The organism is Photobacterium makurazakiensis (assembly GCF_050336715.1).
In the GTDB taxonomy this organism is placed as follows: domain Bacteria; phylum Pseudomonadota; class Gammaproteobacteria; order Enterobacterales; family Vibrionaceae; genus Photobacterium; species Photobacterium makurazakiensis.
In genome coordinates this window covers 1-16916 of sequence record NZ_JAKJSJ010000094.1, presented here as the reverse complement: position 1 = coordinate 16916, position 16916 = coordinate 1, and the positions used below count along the sequence as shown (strand labels likewise).

10 protein-coding genes and 1 pseudogene are annotated in these 16916 nt (G+C 42.8%); 3 read left to right on the top strand and 8 right to left on the bottom strand.

What is annotated here, in order from left to right:
- The first annotated feature begins 17 nt into the window (after nucleotides 1-17).
- Nucleotides 18-1967, top strand: a complete 1950-nt coding sequence (glgX, locus tag L4D09_RS27210) for a glycogen debranching protein GlgX (protein WP_428460672.1) — start codon at nucleotides 18-20, stop codon at nucleotides 1965-1967.
- A 40-nt stretch (nucleotides 1968-2007) separates the two neighbouring features.
- On the opposite strand, the gene L4D09_RS27205 is transcribed toward glgX, so the two are convergent.
- Together L4D09_RS27205 and L4D09_RS27200 are read right to left on the bottom strand one after the other, a co-directional pair.
- Nucleotides 2008-3093 carry a tyrosine-protein phosphatase gene (locus L4D09_RS27205; RefSeq protein ID WP_428460670.1) on the bottom strand — a complete coding sequence of 362 codons (1086 nt, stop codon included), beginning with the start codon at nucleotides 3091-3093 and terminating at the stop codon, nucleotides 2008-2010.
- Between the two features lie 142 nt (nucleotides 3094-3235).
- A complete protein-coding gene (locus L4D09_RS27200) occupies nucleotides 3236-4885 on the bottom strand; it encodes a glycoside hydrolase family 13 protein (protein WP_428460669.1) in 1650 nt (549 codons plus the stop codon).
- A gap of 214 nt (nucleotides 4886-5099) precedes the next feature.
- On the opposite strand from L4D09_RS27200, the gene L4D09_RS27195 reads away from it, so the two are divergent.
- Both L4D09_RS27195 and L4D09_RS27190 read left to right on the top strand, forming a co-directional pair.
- Nucleotides 5100-6014, top strand: coding sequence for a LysR family transcriptional regulator (locus tag L4D09_RS27195; protein ID WP_428460668.1), 915 nt, complete (start codon nucleotides 5100-5102; stop codon nucleotides 6012-6014).
- Nucleotides 6015-6233: 219 nt separating this feature from the next.
- Nucleotides 6234-7490 (top strand): maltoporin, encoded by a 1257-nt coding sequence (locus tag L4D09_RS27190; protein ID WP_428460671.1) that lies wholly within the window; start codon nucleotides 6234-6236, stop codon nucleotides 7488-7490.
- A gap of 131 nt (nucleotides 7491-7621) precedes the next feature.
- On the opposite strand, the gene L4D09_RS27185 is transcribed toward L4D09_RS27190, so the two are convergent.
- The 6 genes and pseudogenes from L4D09_RS27185 to L4D09_RS27160 form a co-directional block, all read right to left on the bottom strand.
- On the bottom strand, nucleotides 7622-10486 hold the full coding sequence (locus tag L4D09_RS27185; protein ID WP_428460667.1) for a TolB family protein: 2865 nt from the start codon (nucleotides 10484-10486) through the stop codon (nucleotides 7622-7624).
- Between the two features lie 202 nt (nucleotides 10487-10688).
- A complete protein-coding gene (locus L4D09_RS27180) occupies nucleotides 10689-11219 on the bottom strand; it encodes an MltR family transcriptional regulator (protein WP_428460666.1) in 531 nt (176 codons plus the stop codon).
- Nucleotides 11220-11362: 143 nt separating this feature from the next.
- Nucleotides 11363-12391 (bottom strand): annotated as a pseudogene (locus tag L4D09_RS27175) (PTS mannitol transporter subunit IICBA); the annotation flags it as partial.
- Nucleotides 12392-12524: 133 nt separating this feature from the next.
- Nucleotides 12525-12881 (bottom strand): hypothetical protein, encoded by a 357-nt coding sequence (locus L4D09_RS27170; RefSeq protein WP_428460665.1) that lies wholly within the window; start codon nucleotides 12879-12881, stop codon nucleotides 12525-12527.
- A gap of 83 nt (nucleotides 12882-12964) precedes the next feature.
- Complete coding sequence (locus tag L4D09_RS27165; RefSeq protein ID WP_428460664.1) at nucleotides 12965-14110, bottom strand: mannitol-1-phosphate 5-dehydrogenase; 1146 nt, start codon at nucleotides 14108-14110, stop codon at nucleotides 12965-12967.
- 77 nt (nucleotides 14111-14187) lie between these two features.
- The gene (locus tag L4D09_RS27160; RefSeq protein WP_428460663.1) at nucleotides 14188-16131 is read right to left on the bottom strand and encodes a PTS mannitol transporter subunit IICBA; all 1944 of its coding nucleotides are present in this window, start codon (nucleotides 16129-16131) and stop codon (nucleotides 14188-14190) included.
- Between the last annotated feature and the right edge of the window lie 785 nt (nucleotides 16132-16916).

Below are 16916 nucleotides of genomic sequence, written 5' to 3'. Positions count from 1 at the left end.
GTAAAGAGATGTACAGGATGTTTGCAAGATTAGCTCAACCATTTCCACTTGGAGCTACATTATGTGATGAGGGTTGTAATTTCTCCATTCATAGCTCAGAAAATAAAGATATAAAGTTAGTTTTATTCGATAAAAATAATAATAAAAAAATTATTGACCTTGATAACCAGCATTTAGATATTCATTACACTTTTGTAGAAGGAATAATAGAAGGTCAGGTCTACGGGTATCAAATAAAAGAAAAAGGTGAATACCGCCTGATTTTAGACCCTTATGCACAAGCATTAAATAAAACGCCTTTTTATATAGAGCCATTCACCGCGAAAAAAAGTTGGGACTTTGCTAAATCCGTCGTTGTTGAGCATAATTTCGACTGGGAAAATACTCGACTACCGCAAATACCGTATGAAGAAACGGTATTGTTTGAAACGCATGTAAAAGGCTTTACCCAAAGCCATCCAACACTGAACGACCAATACCGTGGTACTTATCTCGGCTTATGCCAGCCTGATATGATTGCTTATTTCAAAGTACAAGGTATCACTAGCTTACAGCTACTCCCTGTCACCTCCTGCATGTCTGAACCGCACCTGCTCAAAATGGATAAAGTGAACTATTGGGGGTACAACAGTTTATGCTTTATGGCACCCGAGCCACGCTATGCTCACAATAACGCGGTAACTGAAATGAAAACCATGGTGAAAGAGCTTCACCGCCACGGCATTGAAGTTATTATGGACATCGTCTTCAACCACACGGCAGAAAGTGGCGATGGGGGCCCTCGATTTCATTTTAAGTGTCTAGATAAAAGCTATTACTTACAAGATTGTGATAAAAATTATCGTAACTACACGGGCTGCGGCAATACCTTAGATCTGACATACCAACCAAGCCTTAATATTGTGCTTGATACCCTTCGACACTGGGTGACACATTACAAAATAGATGGCTTCCGCTTTGATCTCGCCTCAACACTCGGACGAAATGGCGATAGGTTTAATACCCAAAGTGCTTTCTTTAAGGCCATCGCCCAAGACCCTGTCTTACAGCAAATAAAGTTAATCGCTGAGCCTTGGGATATTGGGCCTGATGGGTATCAGCTCGGTTATTTTCCACGCGGCTGGAATGAATGTAACGACAAATACCGCGATACCATGAAAAGCTATTGGTTATGTAGAGAAAATAACGTTAAGGAATTTGCAACTAGGCTAATGGGTTCGCGTGACTTATTCAGTGCTGGTAAGTGGCCAGATAAACTATCGGTTAATTTTATTTCCTATCATGACGGCTTTACACTGCAAGACTTGGTCTCTTATAACCACAAACATAACCATGCTAACGGAGAAAATAACCGCGACGGCCATGGCGATAATCGTTCGAATAACCATGGCGTAGAAGGCGAAACAACCAACTATGCGGTATTAAACCGTAGAGAGCGTCAAAAACGCAACTTGTTAACCACGTTGCTCTTTAGCTTCGGGATCCCTCATATTCTTGCTGTCGATGCCCTATCGCATACACAAGGTGGTAATAACAATGCCTATTGCCAAGATAATGAAATTAGCTGGGCAGATTGGACACCAAGTAAAGACAAGGCAGAATTCAGTGCTTGGCTAGCAACGATGTTGGCGCGTCGCAAAGCTATTATGTCGCCGTTTATACGTGCCTTCAGTGGCCATAACCGAGGTCATCATCGTATTCAATGGACCCGCTCTAACGGGCAGGTTATGAATGCGGAAGATTGGCAACAGCTGGAAGCATTTGCGCTTTACCTTGGTCTGTTTAAAGATGGGAAGGAGCTTATGTTTCTTGTAAATAGCTCAAACATCCCAACCCGCTACCGTTTACCAAGCGGCAATAAGTGGCAAGTTGTCTGCGATACATCAGAATCAACACTGGGTAGTCGTGAAGTCCAAACGACTTACATGCAAGGCTCACAGTCATTGACCATTTTATACCGTGAGTAATCCGACTAGACGCACTAAGCCCAGCGTGTGCTGGGCTTAGTTAACGTGATAAGTTAATTTCTGCTTGTCGACAAACTGCCTTTGAGATTCCAAGTTTCATCAGGTAGGTATTTACACTCTGCTTCCCCGATTCAAAACAATCCAAACCCAAGCATGCTTGCAGTGCATATTCTAGCAACCTAAAACTTCGGTATTCACCGATACCAAGCTCATTTGTTATCAGGTAACTATCTTTAACCTCCGCTTTTGATGCTCCCATGAATAATTGCAAAAATGCCGACATCACCCCTGTCCTATCAGAACCTAATCGACAGTGGACTAAGTAAGGCCCTTTATGATTAGCAATCAGTGTTATCAAGCGACGTATGCCATCTTGGAATCCCAATTCCTCATCATTAAAGTTTTCATTACGATCAGACATAAAGTATACGGTTTCATAGGCGACAGGTAAGCTATGAATACGTTGCTCATCCCAGCAGGTTTTATAATAACTAGAGGGTAACTTTGGCATAAACCTCTCCAGTGTTTGTCTTGAATCAGAAAGGTTAATGACAGTATGAATACGATGCTTCTCTATTAACGCCATTACGGCAGCTTGCCGCTTAATTTCGATAGCTTGAAGTTGTAGGTGTGATGCGCAGGATTGAACAACTGGATGATAAGAACGAAATATACAACCTCGCTTCAAGGTGCCCCCAAGCACCGGTCTAAAATTAGCTAACTGCTCTTTTGAAGAAAATGACTCAGATGTATTTTTTATTTTAAATGATTGCTTGGAGACTTTTGATATTTTTTCGCATTGCAGCTTTGAAGGGTGTATTGGAAACAATAAGTAATTATATCCCTGATTAAATTGATTGTTAAAATAGTGTCCTTGCGGTGTGCTGTTATCAAAAGGCAATGGCGAGCATAGAGTTTCATCCCAAATGACATATTCAACATAACCAGAATTACCTATTTTATTAAACTCAGAAAATGGTTTACTGAGCATTAATCTCTCATTAACTAACTCAAGTTTAAATGAGTCTTGAACTTGCCAATTAGTAAACGTACCAACGAGGTAAAGGCTATTCATTGATTTAGGTAAGCTAAAATTAACATTTCCATTATTCACACTATAATGCATATCTTCTCCCAAGTTTTTAATGCTTCTAATACTGATTAAACACCCTGCTATTTCTTCTCGATTCTAACGAAAAAAGGCTCTACCCATTATGATGAATAGAGCCAAAATTCAGAGCTTATTAGCAATGAACCTCAGTGAATAATTAGTGAACATTAGGCAATAAGACTGCAAATGACTCATAAGGTTTTAACGTTAAAGATCCCCTGAACTGCTGGTGTAAGTCGTAGTTACAGATCAGGCATTCAACCTGCTCTGCCTGAAGGTGTTCAGGGATTGCCAAAGTTACATCTTCGTTGGTGAAGTTATTGAGTACAAATAGGCGATGGTCTTGATTTGAACGAACATAACCAAACACTTTTTCGTGCTCTTCAAACACAGCCTCAAACGCGCCATACACAATAACAGGCAACGATTTACGAAGCTGAATGAGCTTCTGGTAATGATAAAATACTGAGTTTTGATCCTCTAATGCCGCACTCACATTTACTTCAGGGTAATTGGGATTTACTTTAATCCAAGGCTCAGCGGCCGAAAAACCACCATGCTCTGATTTATCCCATTGCATGGGTGTTCGTCCATTATCACGGCTGTTTTCGTGAACAGCCGCTAACATGGTTTCAGGTGCAACACCGTTTTCTGTACGTTCTTTATAGAAATTCAGGGTCTCTATATCGCGGTAGTCTTCAATAGTATCGAATGCGACATTAGTCATGCCGATTTCTTCACCTTGGTACACATATGGCGTACCTTTCATCATATGAAGTGTCGTTGCCAGCATCTTCGCGGATTCAACGCGATACTGGCCATCACAGCCATACTTTGAAACAGCACGTGGTAAATCATGATTATTCCAGAACAGCGAGTTCCAGCCTTTATCTTCAAGCTCAACTTGCCATTTGGTTAACACTTTTTTGAAAGTAGGTAGATCGAGCTTTATAGGTCGCCATTTATCTTTGTTTTCCCACATCAAGCTAATGTGTTCAAACTGAAATATCATAGAGAACTCTTCACGAGCAGGATCGCTGTACAGTTTAGCGATTTCTGGTGTTGCGTCCCATGTCTCTCCAACAGTCAGTAGATCTTTATCGCCAAATGTTGCACGGTTCATCTGTTGGATCAGCGGGTGTAAGCGTGGGCCATTACCTATTATCTTCTTATCAATTTCTTTTCCGATAAGATCGATAACATCGAGACGAAAACCACCAATTCCCTTCTCAATCCACCAGTTCATCATGTTATGGACTTCTTCTTGAACCTTCGGATTTTCCCAGTTCAAATCAGGCTGACGCTTAGAGAATATATGTAGAAAATATTCGCCTGTTTGCTCATCAAATTCCCAACCACTGCCACCGAAAACCGACCCCATCTCATCCGGTACACCGCCACCGTCACTAGGTTTGCGCCAAACGTAGTAATCACGGTATGGGTTATCTTTCGACTTTCGCGCTTCCTTAAACCATGGGTGTTCATCAGACGTATGGTTAACAACCAAGTCCATAATAATGCGGATATCACGCTGCTTCGCTTTTGCTAACAGTTCATCCATATCAGCCATCGTACCAAATTCTGGTGCAATATCTTGGTAGTCAGAAATGTCATATCCATTATCATCCATTGGTGACTTATATACCGGCGATAACCAAAGTACATTGACGCCTAATGTCTTGAGGTAATCAAGCTTACTAATGATCCCACGTAAATCCCCCATCCCATCATTATTGGAATCGCAGTAGCTACGAGGATAAATTTGGTAAACAACGGCATCATGCCACCATTTAGGGGTAACGTTCATGGCAAACCTCAAAATAATAACGGTATCGTATTGAGCGTTATATTATGGTTTTTATCGCTGTCAGAAAAATACACTCGCCTCAAAGTGATATAGCTTTTACCTATATCACCATCATTATTGACGATATAGATCACAAGTTTACCTAGTTTCACTTTGTGATGGATTTCAAAAAATGTGAGACTGCTAGCAAAGGTTTTTTATAGGTCTCTCTTCGATGGATAAGCACTACCGTCAATTCTTAGCGATTGCTGAATTAGGTAATATTAGTCTTGCAGCTGAACAGCTTAGCTTAAGCCAACCTACACTTACCAATAACATGAAAAAGCTAGAAAAAAGTCTTGGTGTTGATCTCTTTATTAGGCGTTCAAAAGGGGTCGAACTCACTGAGTATGGCAAGCTATTCCAAGAACAAACTTTAGACCTTAGCCGCCGCCATGATGCCATGCTACACCAGCTTGCTGATCTAAAAGCCCGAAAAACCGAAAAGATTAAAATGGGTACAGGTGATGCGTGGTGGGAAGTGTTTGTCAAAGAAGCCTTACAAACATACAGTCAACAATACTCTGCAATCTCTATTCAACTTGAATTTGGCAATCACCTGAAGCTAATGGATATGTTGATTCATGGCCATATTGACCTGTTTATTGGCCATGAAATTCACGGACTATCGCATCGCTGCAATGTCACTTTCTCACCGTTACTACAAGATGAAGAAGCGCAATTTGTACATCGTTCACACCCCTTATTATTGAGTGAAGCATCTTACGAAAAGACGACAATTTATCCATTACTCCAAGTCACCCCAGATCAGGAAGCCTATCAGCACCTCATTGAAAATCCTCATCCCAAGCAACAAGAAAAAGAACGCAAACAGTTGGGGGACAGAATTGTTTATGAAATAAACTCTCTCACCGCGAGCATCGACCTACTTGCGAGTACAAAAGCAGTCATGCCCTACCCAAAAAGCATGACCAATTACTTCTCTCAGTTCGATATTGTACCCCTACCTAACAGTTCCCCGCCCCAGACTGGCACGGTTGGCATTTATCATTTAAACGAACAGCTAGCTTCTCATGTAGCTGATATTAAATCTGTTTTATCCCACAGTAGTGAAAGCTTTATTCCGTAAACAGATAATCTTAATTCGCTCCTTTTTTGTTATTTTTCGAATAAATACTGCCTGCACATGAGAAGATTGTGAACTAATTCACGCAATGGGAACGATCCCATTTACGCCAGATTCATTCGCTGTAATCATTCGCCTCAAGAAATGGGAACTTTCCCACTAATTACAAAAGTTCACAAAAGATAGATTACAATTTTCCATGTAGGAGTTTTACCAATGAACATGAGCAAGAAAAGCTTGGCAGCCTTAGCGATCAGTACTGCGCTGTTAACCCCTAGCGCTTTTGCCGACGATGGCTTTGTTTTCCATGGCTACGCTCGTGCTGGTATCGGTATCAGCGGTGATAATGGTCAAAATGTCGAATTCAATAAACAGCAACTAGGTCGCTTAGGGAACGAAGCTGATACCTTTGCTGAATTTGGTTTAGGTAAAGAAATTTATAACGAAGATGGTGCGCGTTTCTTCTTTGATTCTATGCTTGCAGTGGGTAGCGACGGCTCTAACATTTTCGAATCGCTAAAGGATGATGAAGAAAACGGCTTCATTGATTTCCGTCAGCTAAATGTTCAAGCCACTGGCGTGCTGAACTTTGCACCAGAAGCAACCCTTTGGGCCGGTAAGCGATACTACCAGCGCCATGATATTCACATTACTGATTTCTACTACTGGAATACTTCAGGCTCTGGAGCTGGTATTGAAAACCTCAACCTTGGTGATGGCCAGTTCTCTTTTGCGGTGATCCGCAACGATGATAATGATGTCGAAGACACTGGTAACCGCGGTGAAGCACTAAATGTTAATGTTATAGACATGCGCTATGCTGGGATCAACCTTTGGAGCAATGCTGATCTCGAACTCGGTATCAACTACGCTATCACCAACCCTTCAAGCGATGCATCAGCAGAAGCAAAAGAATCGAAAGACGGTGTGATGGCCACGGCTCAGCTAACCCAAAATCTTAATAACGGCTTCAACAAAACCGTGGTCCAGTTCGGTACAGAAGGCTATGCAAAAGAGTTAGCAACATTTGGTGCTGGTACAGCGTACCACGCGACAACCGAGCATGGCGGCAGTGCATATCGTTTGATCAACTGGGGTGTGGTTAGTCTTACTGATAAAGTCGATCTTGGGCACCAACTACTTTGGTCTTCAACCATCGATGACATCGAATCGGATCAGAAAGATGATCTCACTTATCTATCCGCTGTAATTCGACCAGTATACAACTGGGATAAGCACCACAAAACCATCGTAGAAGCTGGTTACTTCAGTAATCAAGATATCAGCGGTCAGGATCTATCCGGCCAAAAAATTACTATCGCACAAGCTTGGAACGCAGGAGAAGGCTTCTTTGCTCGTCCTGAAATCCGCCTCTACGGTACCTACTTCTCAAACATCGATAGTATTGATGAGAACAACGTCGTCTCTACGGTCGATTCTGAATTCAACGTCGGCGTTCAAGTAGAAGCTTGGTGGTAATCACCTCCGATACGTAAAGCCTCCCCCCACCTGAGTAATCGAAATTGAGTGTCTAGCCCTAAAGTAGGTTGCGATAAAAAAGGCCAGCAGTCGCTGGCCTTTTCTTATCTATAGCATTGATATAGCAATAATTAAAATAAGCTAGAAACCCTAAAATAGAATTGATCTTTGCCTAGCTCATCATCAAAGCCATAGGCATATCCCATAGTGACAGGAAATCGTAGCCCATACCCTAGTTTGGCTTCCAAAGTCAGCTCAACACCCGCCCCCGCTAACTGTTCAAGGGATTCACCGCTATCCCACGCAGCACCTGAATCAACAAATGCCGTTCCAGAAATATCGCCCAAACCAATAGGGTAAAGTGACCAATTTCGCTCTACTCGTGCCAACCAAGTGGTCAGTGAAAGGCGCTGGGTGAAATATCGTTCACCACGTTGGGCGTTATCATCATAACCACGTATTCCTTGGCTATCACGACCAAATAAGCGCCTTTCCTCAGCCAAATCAGTACCACCAATACCAAAGCGTTGAGCGTCTTCATCAGCATAACCACCAGCTAGCCTTGCGGTAAGCGTTGTTCTGCCCGGAAGATCCCAAGTTCCATTCCACTGTGCCTGATACTTTTGGCCTTCATAATCGCTACTGATCACCTCATTGGTTTCTGCTACCACATCAAGATAATGCCCCCAGCCTACGCCTGGTACATTCAGGTAACTTTCTCGGTTATCAAACGTTACCGCCAAACCGACTAAAGATTCATTAAGATCCCGATATGGATATACCGAAGCAAAGCTCGGCTGGGAAACTAATGACTCCCTATCAATATATGCGCCGGTATGAAGGCTCAGTTGATCTTCAAAAGCATTTAACACACGGTTACGTTGTAACAGAAAATAATCATCACGGGTAATGCGATAACCATTTTGCTCCCCCAGAGATAACTTGGTGTAGCTATGGCTACTATTCAGTATTGCTAGCCAACGATTATCGTATTGATATATTGCAGTGAAATCACCAACATCATTTTCTACATCCCAAAGTGCTGACAACGTATAGTTATGACGGCCAAGAGCGTCTGCGCCAAAGGTGAATGCGCCTAATTGTGTCCTGACATCATCGACATAGATCAGTGGTAGCCAATTATGCGGTCTCACGGTATTCCAAGCTTGATAAGGTTCCGGCTGAGTCTTATCAGCAGCTTGCTGCACTACATCGGGATAATCATATTGACCGTTATGCTGGCTGACTGGAAAAGTGGCAAGTACTATCGGCTTGTCCATCATCTTCACGTCATAGCCCTGCGAGCCATAGCTTTGGTACACCAAACCTAACTCTGGCTGCCAAATCGGTTTCAATGCACCACCAATTTCTCGCGTCCAACGTTCAATCTCTCCGCGGTCTACATTCAGTGCATACACATCAAAGACACCATCATAATCTGCGCTAAAAAGGATCCGGCCATCCGGCAAATAACTCGGCGATGATTCATGGGCTCGGGTGTTGGTAATGGGCAGCCACTGCTTTGTTGTGATATCCAGTTGTTCTAGGTTCCAGCCCTGCTGCTTACGCTGCATAGCGACAACAACTTGTTGCCCATCGTTTGAGATATCAAAACTCCCTAAAATCTCACCTTTTCCAGCTTGCCATAGTAAGGTTCTTGCCTTTGGATTCGTTGCGTCAATTTGCCAGAGCTCACTCACGCCTGATACTTTTCTCATAGCAAGTAGGTACTTACCATCCGGAAACCAGATTATTTTCTTAAACCTTTCTCTCTCGGTTATCGCTTGCCACCTTCCCTCTTGGTAGAGGTAAATATCATTAAATACCCGACCGTCAGCTCGACTTATTTGGCGAGTAGCGGCAATTCCACTGTTAGGGTGGCTATCCAAGGAAGTGATATTTTTACTCGCAGAAAGTGTTTGCCAACTTAACGATTGTGGCTGCCAACGCACAACCTCAGGTCTACCTTCACCTGTATTTCGATTAATCAGTAAACCATCTTGGCTAGTCGTCATCACTTGCAGATAAGGTAGTGGCTCTGACTCATCAAGTAACTCGCCACCAGCATAGTCAATATTTGCTTGCTGTAATTCATCAGCTAGCGATGACTCTAGCTCGAGAGTGAAGTCTTGCCATAGCGCATTAAAGTCTTTGCCAAACGTCTGTCTCGCGGTGCGATTGAGTAAAAAATACGGGATCAAACGGCGGCTGTAATTATCGAGGAACTCGCTGATCTTCTCTTCGCCGTAGGTCTTAGCCAAATACTGCACAAAGTAAGCGCCATATAGATATTGGTAACCTAATGGCCATTCCCTATCTGCCACCACAACTTGGTTTAAAGGTTTTAAATCACCGCTAGCGACTTCCATCCGCATTTTCATCGCATAGTTAGTACTTTGCAGCCGTCCATAACCTCGATCTGTTTTGGTGTCAGTCGGATTTCCTTCAAGGTAAACCGCTAACCCCTCGATCAGCATTGAGGGAGTCAATGCATGTGGGAACAAAAATCCCTGACGACCAAATACTTTTTGCAGCGCCGATGGCGCACCGGTTGCCAACTCCATATGAGCGATATGCACATATTCATGGCGGATCAGCATATGCAGCCACTCATCACTAAATGCTAGATCGCTGCCCTCTTCTGGTGGGCTCATATAAAGGCGAATTTGAGCAAACGGCAACGGGGTTGCCCAACCATTTGAGAAGTCGAAATCATCGACTAAGACAATTTCGGTTTTATTGCTAGGAAGGGTACTAAAGAATGGGCGTAAATCACGATGCACCTGCTCAGCAATATCTAATGCTCGCTCGGCAACGTCTTGATGTCCCTTCTCGTAGTGAATGGTGAAATGTGGAGTACTCTGACTTAACCATGGCTTGCCCGCCTCTTCCCAGCCCACTGGCGCGGAAAAAACCGGAGTAACAATACCACAGGCACTCATAGCAAAGGCTGCTAGTGCCCCTCGCCATCTATTCCTTTTATTTCGATTTCGCATCGACGCATCCATTTGTCGCTTTCTATACCTAAGTTATTTATAACCAAGCTACTTATACCCAAGTTAATTAGGTATCTCTATTTTCATTTAAGCTTCTACTCCTAAACGAAAAAAAGCAATCATCCAAGGACAATTGCTTTCATCAATGATCAATTTTGAGGCTTGATTAACTCTGTGATGAGGTGTTAATTATTTTACAACGTTAGAATGGACTTTCTTTATCAAGCTCAGCACAGATACTTGAAACAGCCAATGCCAGTGCCGATTTGATTACCTGCTCTTGTCGTGCCAGTTGCATCTTGTAAAACATAAGATCGGCCTCATCAGATGGCGGAGCGATCTCAAGTTGTACAACACCCATTTGGCTCATTACATGCAACTTTTTAATAGGGTCAAGAACCGCTGGATCGGTAAACCCATACTCACTACCATCATTATTTAGGAAATCACGTAATGTTAGAAATGCTTCAATATCTTGATATACCGAATGAGGAACGACGCCTAGCCCTAACAGTAGCTTCAACCTAACGGACAACTCACCCAATGGGCCAGCATTACCCAATAACGGTTCAACAACAGACTTTACGGCAAAATCATCTTTGCGAAAAATCCGCTGAATTAAACTTTCAACCGCCTGATCAAACACTTCCACTGAAGTGATGACAAACCCTCGAACGGTTGGGGCATCATTGAGACGCTCTAAAATGTCAGACTCTTGGTCGCGATGTGCCATAAATTAAGTATCTCTGTAACAAAAGGATAGCGTTTAGCCTCCTTAAGCTGATGTTATATCTAGCGATTGTATCATCTGGGGCTCAGGTATCAAAACTACCTTAAAATCCATTAAGAAGCCGTATCCGCTGTATTTTTCATCTTTTCATCAAAAACTTTTTCTGTTTTCAATAAAATACCTGCAATGACAAATGAAACTACAGCAGCAGAAACAATGGATAACACCACCCCTATTAATGAAGATTTGGGTGTTAGTAGCAGAATAGAAAAAATCGAGCCTGGAGAGGCTGGAGATACCATTCCTGCATCAAAGAAAGCCAACACAAACGTACCTGTCATTCCACCAGCAATTGCCGCAAGAATCAGCCTTGGTTTCATCAATATGTAAGGGAAGTAAATTTCATGTATACCACCAAAAAAGTGGATAATGGAAGCTCCCCCAGCAGTCTGTCGAGTCATCCCCTGTCCAAAGACCATATAAGCAAGCAAAATTCCCAACCCAGGCCCAGGATTAGCCTCTATCAGAAAGAACATTGATTCACCGGCTTCTCTCACCTGCTGGATCCCTAGCGGTGAAAATATGCCGTGATTAATCGCGTTGTTGAGGAACAGTACTTTAGCAGGTTCGACAAAAATTGATGTTAAGGGCAGTAAGCCTATATCAATCATGCCGTTTACACCCGCAGTCAACGAAACAGACAGTATTTTGACGGCAGGTCCTATCATGAAGAAAGCAATGATCGAACAGATCATACCAATAATACCGGACGAGAAGTTGTTCACCAGCATCTCGAAACCCGATTTTACCTTACCTTCTACAGCTTCATCGAAACGCCTGATTATCCAGCCTCCCATCGGGCCAAGGATCATTGCCCCCATGAACATCGGAATATCAGTACCAACAATCGCACCCATCGTGGTGACAGCACCAACGACGGCACCTCGTTCGCCACCTGTTAGTTTACCGCCGGAATAACCAATCAATAATGGTAATAGGCAAATGATCATCGGCTCAACTAGCTGAGCCAAACTCTCATTGGGGAACCAGCCTGTAGGAATAAATATCGCAGTTAAAAAGCCCCAAGCGATAAATGCGCCAATATTAGGGAGCACCATATTGGTAAGAAAACGGCCAAAACTGTGTATCTTAATTTTCGTTGCCGGTGAAAGCATAAATCATCCCATCATTCGTCTTTTTTAAAAGCCAATCTACGGTGTACATATACCTCTATCAAATCAAGGCAATTCGCACAAATGTCTATCTCACAGTATCGTTTTTAGCCGCAATATTTACCACTATATGATGTTAACAATAAGCCCCATAAGTATGCGCTATTTCGTATGGCGTCATCTTTGAAGGCACGTTGTTATTCAAAAATTGTTTCGCTCGGGCTGATGAATAAAGTGAAATATCAGGGTCTAACAGTTGCATAGTCTCAAAATCTAGCCCCAATTCATCACATGACACTCGCAAAACACTACTCTCTTTAAGTGTTTCAAGACTCCAGCGTACCTTGTACATAAAACCGGTATGGTCGAGATAACGAAGGCTCTCTACAGTACCAACCCATCCTGATATTTCTTGGCCGAAATCAGGGTCAATCATCCCGCGATTGACGATGACCATATCTCCAACACTGAATTTATTCTTCACCTGTCTCATTATCTTACTGCGTTCCCTACTTGACGTTTGCTTATTGAATACCACAAAAGAAAGGAGCCACAGCCCCTCTCTTTTAGTATTACTTATAGCGACTGATATATAGCTTCGATGCGCTTAGCCTCTTCGCTCTCAGCATCAAGACCAGTGTACTTCGCCAATGTAGAACGCAGGCCAAGCTCTTTCAGTGAAGCCTGAAGCTCAATGGCTTGTGGATCCGAATCGTTAGTGTATTTAAATGCTGCCGCGATACCTTTAAGCAGAGTGCCATTTTCAATACCGTATTCCATCGTACCAAGCAAAGGCTTCGTTAGACGATCATTCGCCCCTAATTTACGAATAGGCTGACGACCTACACGATCAATTTCATCACGCAGATATGGATTAGCAAAACGGCCAAGGATCTTCTCAATATAAGCATTGTGCGTGTCACGATCGAAACCGTAACGGCGGATCAGTACTTCACCGCTTTCCTGCATTGCTGCTTTTACTTGCTCACGCACTTCTTCATCTTCAATCGCATCACGGATTGTCTCATGACCTTTTAGCGCGCCAAGATACGCCGTAACAATGTGGCCAGTATTCAGAGTAAACAACTTACGCTCCACAAAAGCCATAAGGTTATCTGTCGTTTCCATGCCTTCGATAGCAGGAATATCACCTTTGAACTGCTGCTTATCAACAATCCACTCGCTGAAACTTTCAACGGTCACTTCAAGTGGATCATCATTGGCAGCTTCTGATGGTGGTACGATACGGTCAACAGCTGAATCAACAAAGCCAACGAGCTCATCAGCCTGAGAGTGGTAGATACTGTTCAGGTGCTTGTAAACCTCTTCTTTAAGATGAGTCGTGCCACGCACCATGTTTTCACAAGCAATGATATTTAATGGGTTATTGTTATCTGCTTCAAAGCGATTAGTAAGGCCCGTTGCGATAGTTTTTGCAATAATATCCAACACGTTTGGACCTACCGCAGTCGTCACCATGTCGGTATGGATGATCTGTTCGATAACGTCTTGGCTAGCAGAATTAACCGCAGTGACATGCGTTACGGTATCAATTTTACACTCACTACCAACAACTTTTACTTTGTATGACTGATCATGGCTTAGCTGATCAACCAATGGCTTATCTACATCGGCAAATGTCACGGCAATGTTCGCATCTGCTAGTAATTTACCAATAAAACCACGACCGATATTTCCTGCACCAAAATGTACTGCTTTCATAATAATTTCTACCTTAAATTTGGAGTCGAGGCCGGAGGGGGAACACCGGCCTCGGTATGTCTTAATGATTGGATAAATTAAGCGGCTTTTTCACCGGCTAGAATCTCTAGCACTTCAGTGACATCAGTCGTCGTGGTTAAGCGCTCAATCGCATCCGGATCATCAAGTGCATTCGTGATAGTAGTAATTACCTGAATGTGTTCATCGTTCTTGGCTGCAATACCGATAACTAACTTCGCAACGTCATCTTCATCATCGGAAAATTGCACACCCTCTTGGTACTGGCAAATAATGATGCCGGTTTTCATGACTTTATCTTTTGCTTCAACCGTGCCATGAGGAACTGCAATCGACTCACCTAAGTATGTTGAAACCATTTTTTCACGCTCAAACATCGCATCTACATACTCGGCTTCTGCATAGCCTAACTTCACTAGCTGCTCGCCTGCATAACGAATAGCCTCTTCTTTGTTGCTTGCTTTCAGGCCTAAGTGGATATTCTCGGCTTGAATTTGAAAAACCTGCGGTGCTTGTGGCTCAAAACTATCTTCATTCGCTGCAACTGGAGAAACCTTCACCATCGCTTCATCATTGGCTGCCTCAGGGCTGCCTGCCGCCACAATGCTGGTAACGAGATCGTTATACACTTGGCTATCAAGGAAGTTTGTTAGCGAAAGGTGCTTGGCATTGGCTGCATGCTTACGTGCACGCTCGGTTAAATCTTTATGAGTAATCACGATATCTACCTCTTGCGGCAAGCTGTTAATGGCACAGTTAGTGACGTTGATATTAAGACCAGCTTCTTGAACTTTTTTACGTAGTAGGCTTGCTCCCATTGCGCTAGAGCCCATACCGGCATCGCAAGCAACAATGATGCTGCGAACATTTGCTAGATTAAAACCTGACTCGGCGAAAATCGGTGAATTAGCACTTTTTGATGACGCTTTCATACCTTTCATTTTGCTGGTTGCACCAGCTAGGTCGTCACCTTCTTCATCTGTTACTTTCTGCGTTTTCATCAGCAGCGCTGCCACACAGAATGATACTGCTGTTGAGCTGATAACAGAGAGAATCACACCAATAAATGACGCTTTAGGGGTCATCAGCAAGATGGCAAAGATAGAGCCCGGAGATGCTGGTGATACGATACCGGCATTAAAAATCGTTAAGGTGAACACACCCGTCATACCGCCAGCAATAACAGCAAGGATTAGACGTGGGTTCATCAGAATATACGGGAAGTAAATTTCGTGAATACCACCGAAGAAGTGAATGATTGATGCACCACCTGCCGTTTGTTTTGCCGTACCACGACCAAACACCATGTAAGCAAGCAGAATACCTAAACCCGGACCAGGGTTAGCTTCAATCAAGAAGAAAATAGATTGGCCAACTTCGTTTGCCTGCTGAATTCCCAGAGGAGAGAAGATACCGTGGTTAATCGCATTGTTGAGGAAAAGAATTTTCGCAGGCTCAACAAAAATAGATGTAAGAGGAAGTAGCCCTGCGTTAACCAGTACGTTTACCCCACCAGCCAATCCTGATGACAAGACCTTCACGAATGGGCCAATCATGTAGAAAGCTAAAATGGCACACAGCATACCTACGATGCCAGCAGAGAAATTGTTCACCAACATCTCAAAGCCACTTTTCACTTTACCATCGACCCAGCGGTCAAACTTCTTGATTGCCCAGCCGCCTAAAGGACCCACCATCATGGCACCCATGAACATCGGGATGTCAGTACCGACAATCACACCGATAGTGGTAATTGCACCGACTACGGCACCACGCTCACCACCCACTAATTTACCGCCAGTGTAACCAATCAGTAGTGGTAATAAGTAAGTGATCATTGGACCAACCAACTTTGCTAGTCCTTCATTAGGGAACCAACCCGTTGGAATGAAAAGTGCAGTAATGAAGCCCCACGCGATAAACGCGCCAATGTTAGGCATCACCATATTAGATAGAAAGCGACCAAAATTTTGTATCTTGATCTTTGCATCTGGTGATATCATGTCGATTCCCCGTCTGATGTTTAGTTATAAGTTCTGTTATAGGTAACGGTTCGCCAAAACCGTCGATTGCTTAGTACCCAATTAATCTAACACAGAATTTTCAAACCGAACTGATGACGGGTTTTTCGTGATACTGGTCACCTTTTCATATTATGAAACAAAAATATATCGTGACACACATCACAACAAGCAGTTGAAAGTAAGTTACATTCAGCAGCGTTTAAATAAGTCAACAATAAGCACAGAGACCGTGGTCACATAAATAGTTATTTACAGAAAAAATATTTAGTGACGAACGTCACACTATTATTCTTTTGCTCAATAAAGGTCAGTTAGATAAGTGATGCAGATCACCACTGCTATTTTATTCGCATCGCGAATAAATTTATTTTTAATCACGTCTCTCGTTTTGTAATTTTATTTCAACTGAACAAGCCTATTAATCTGCCCGCAGCCCCCGTCATTACTACCTCTTAAGTAGCAGCTTTTTTGCTGATGAACTTTACTGTAAAATAGTTTGTTGCAAGTTAAGTAAGCATATCTATTTTCGTTTAAGCTTTTCCCCCTAAACGGAAAAAGCAATCATCCGAGGACGGTTGCTTTATCAATGATCAAATTTTAGGCTTGATTCAGTGGCCTTTTGGCGTTGAATTCAGTGCAGATGATTACCCACCAAACACAATCATTATGTGTCATGTTTTTTTACAACTCACTTTCTTACAATTATAAAAATAACATAAAATCATAAACTTACACTTTGGCTCTTTTTTTGCTCTATCTAAAGT

Coding starts and splice junctions, on each gene's coding strand:
- glgX (WP_428460672.1), top strand. CDS start 18: ATGTTTGCAAGATTAGCTCAACCATTTCCACTTGGAGCTACATTATGT.
- L4D09_RS27205 (WP_428460670.1), bottom strand. CDS start 3,093: ATGCATTATAGTGTGAATAATGGAAATGTTAATTTTAGCTTACCTAAA.
- L4D09_RS27200 (WP_428460669.1), bottom strand. CDS start 4,885: ATGAACGTTACCCCTAAATGGTGGCATGATGCCGTTGTTTACCAAATT.
- L4D09_RS27195 (WP_428460668.1), top strand. CDS start 5,100: ATGGATAAGCACTACCGTCAATTCTTAGCGATTGCTGAATTAGGTAAT.
- L4D09_RS27190 (WP_428460671.1), top strand. CDS start 6,234: ATGAGCAAGAAAAGCTTGGCAGCCTTAGCGATCAGTACTGCGCTGTTA.
- L4D09_RS27185 (WP_428460667.1), bottom strand. CDS start 10,486: ATGCGAAATCGAAATAAAAGGAATAGATGGCGAGGGGCACTAGCAGCC.
- L4D09_RS27180 (WP_428460666.1), bottom strand. CDS start 11,219: ATGGCACATCGCGACCAAGAGTCTGACATTTTAGAGCGTCTCAATGAT.
- L4D09_RS27170 (WP_428460665.1), bottom strand. CDS start 12,881: ATGAGACAGGTGAAGAATAAATTCAGTGTTGGAGATATGGTCATCGTC.
- L4D09_RS27165 (WP_428460664.1), bottom strand. CDS start 14,110: ATGAAAGCAGTACATTTTGGTGCAGGAAATATCGGTCGTGGTTTTATT.
- L4D09_RS27160 (WP_428460663.1), bottom strand. CDS start 16,131: ATGATATCACCAGATGCAAAGATCAAGATACAAAATTTTGGTCGCTTT.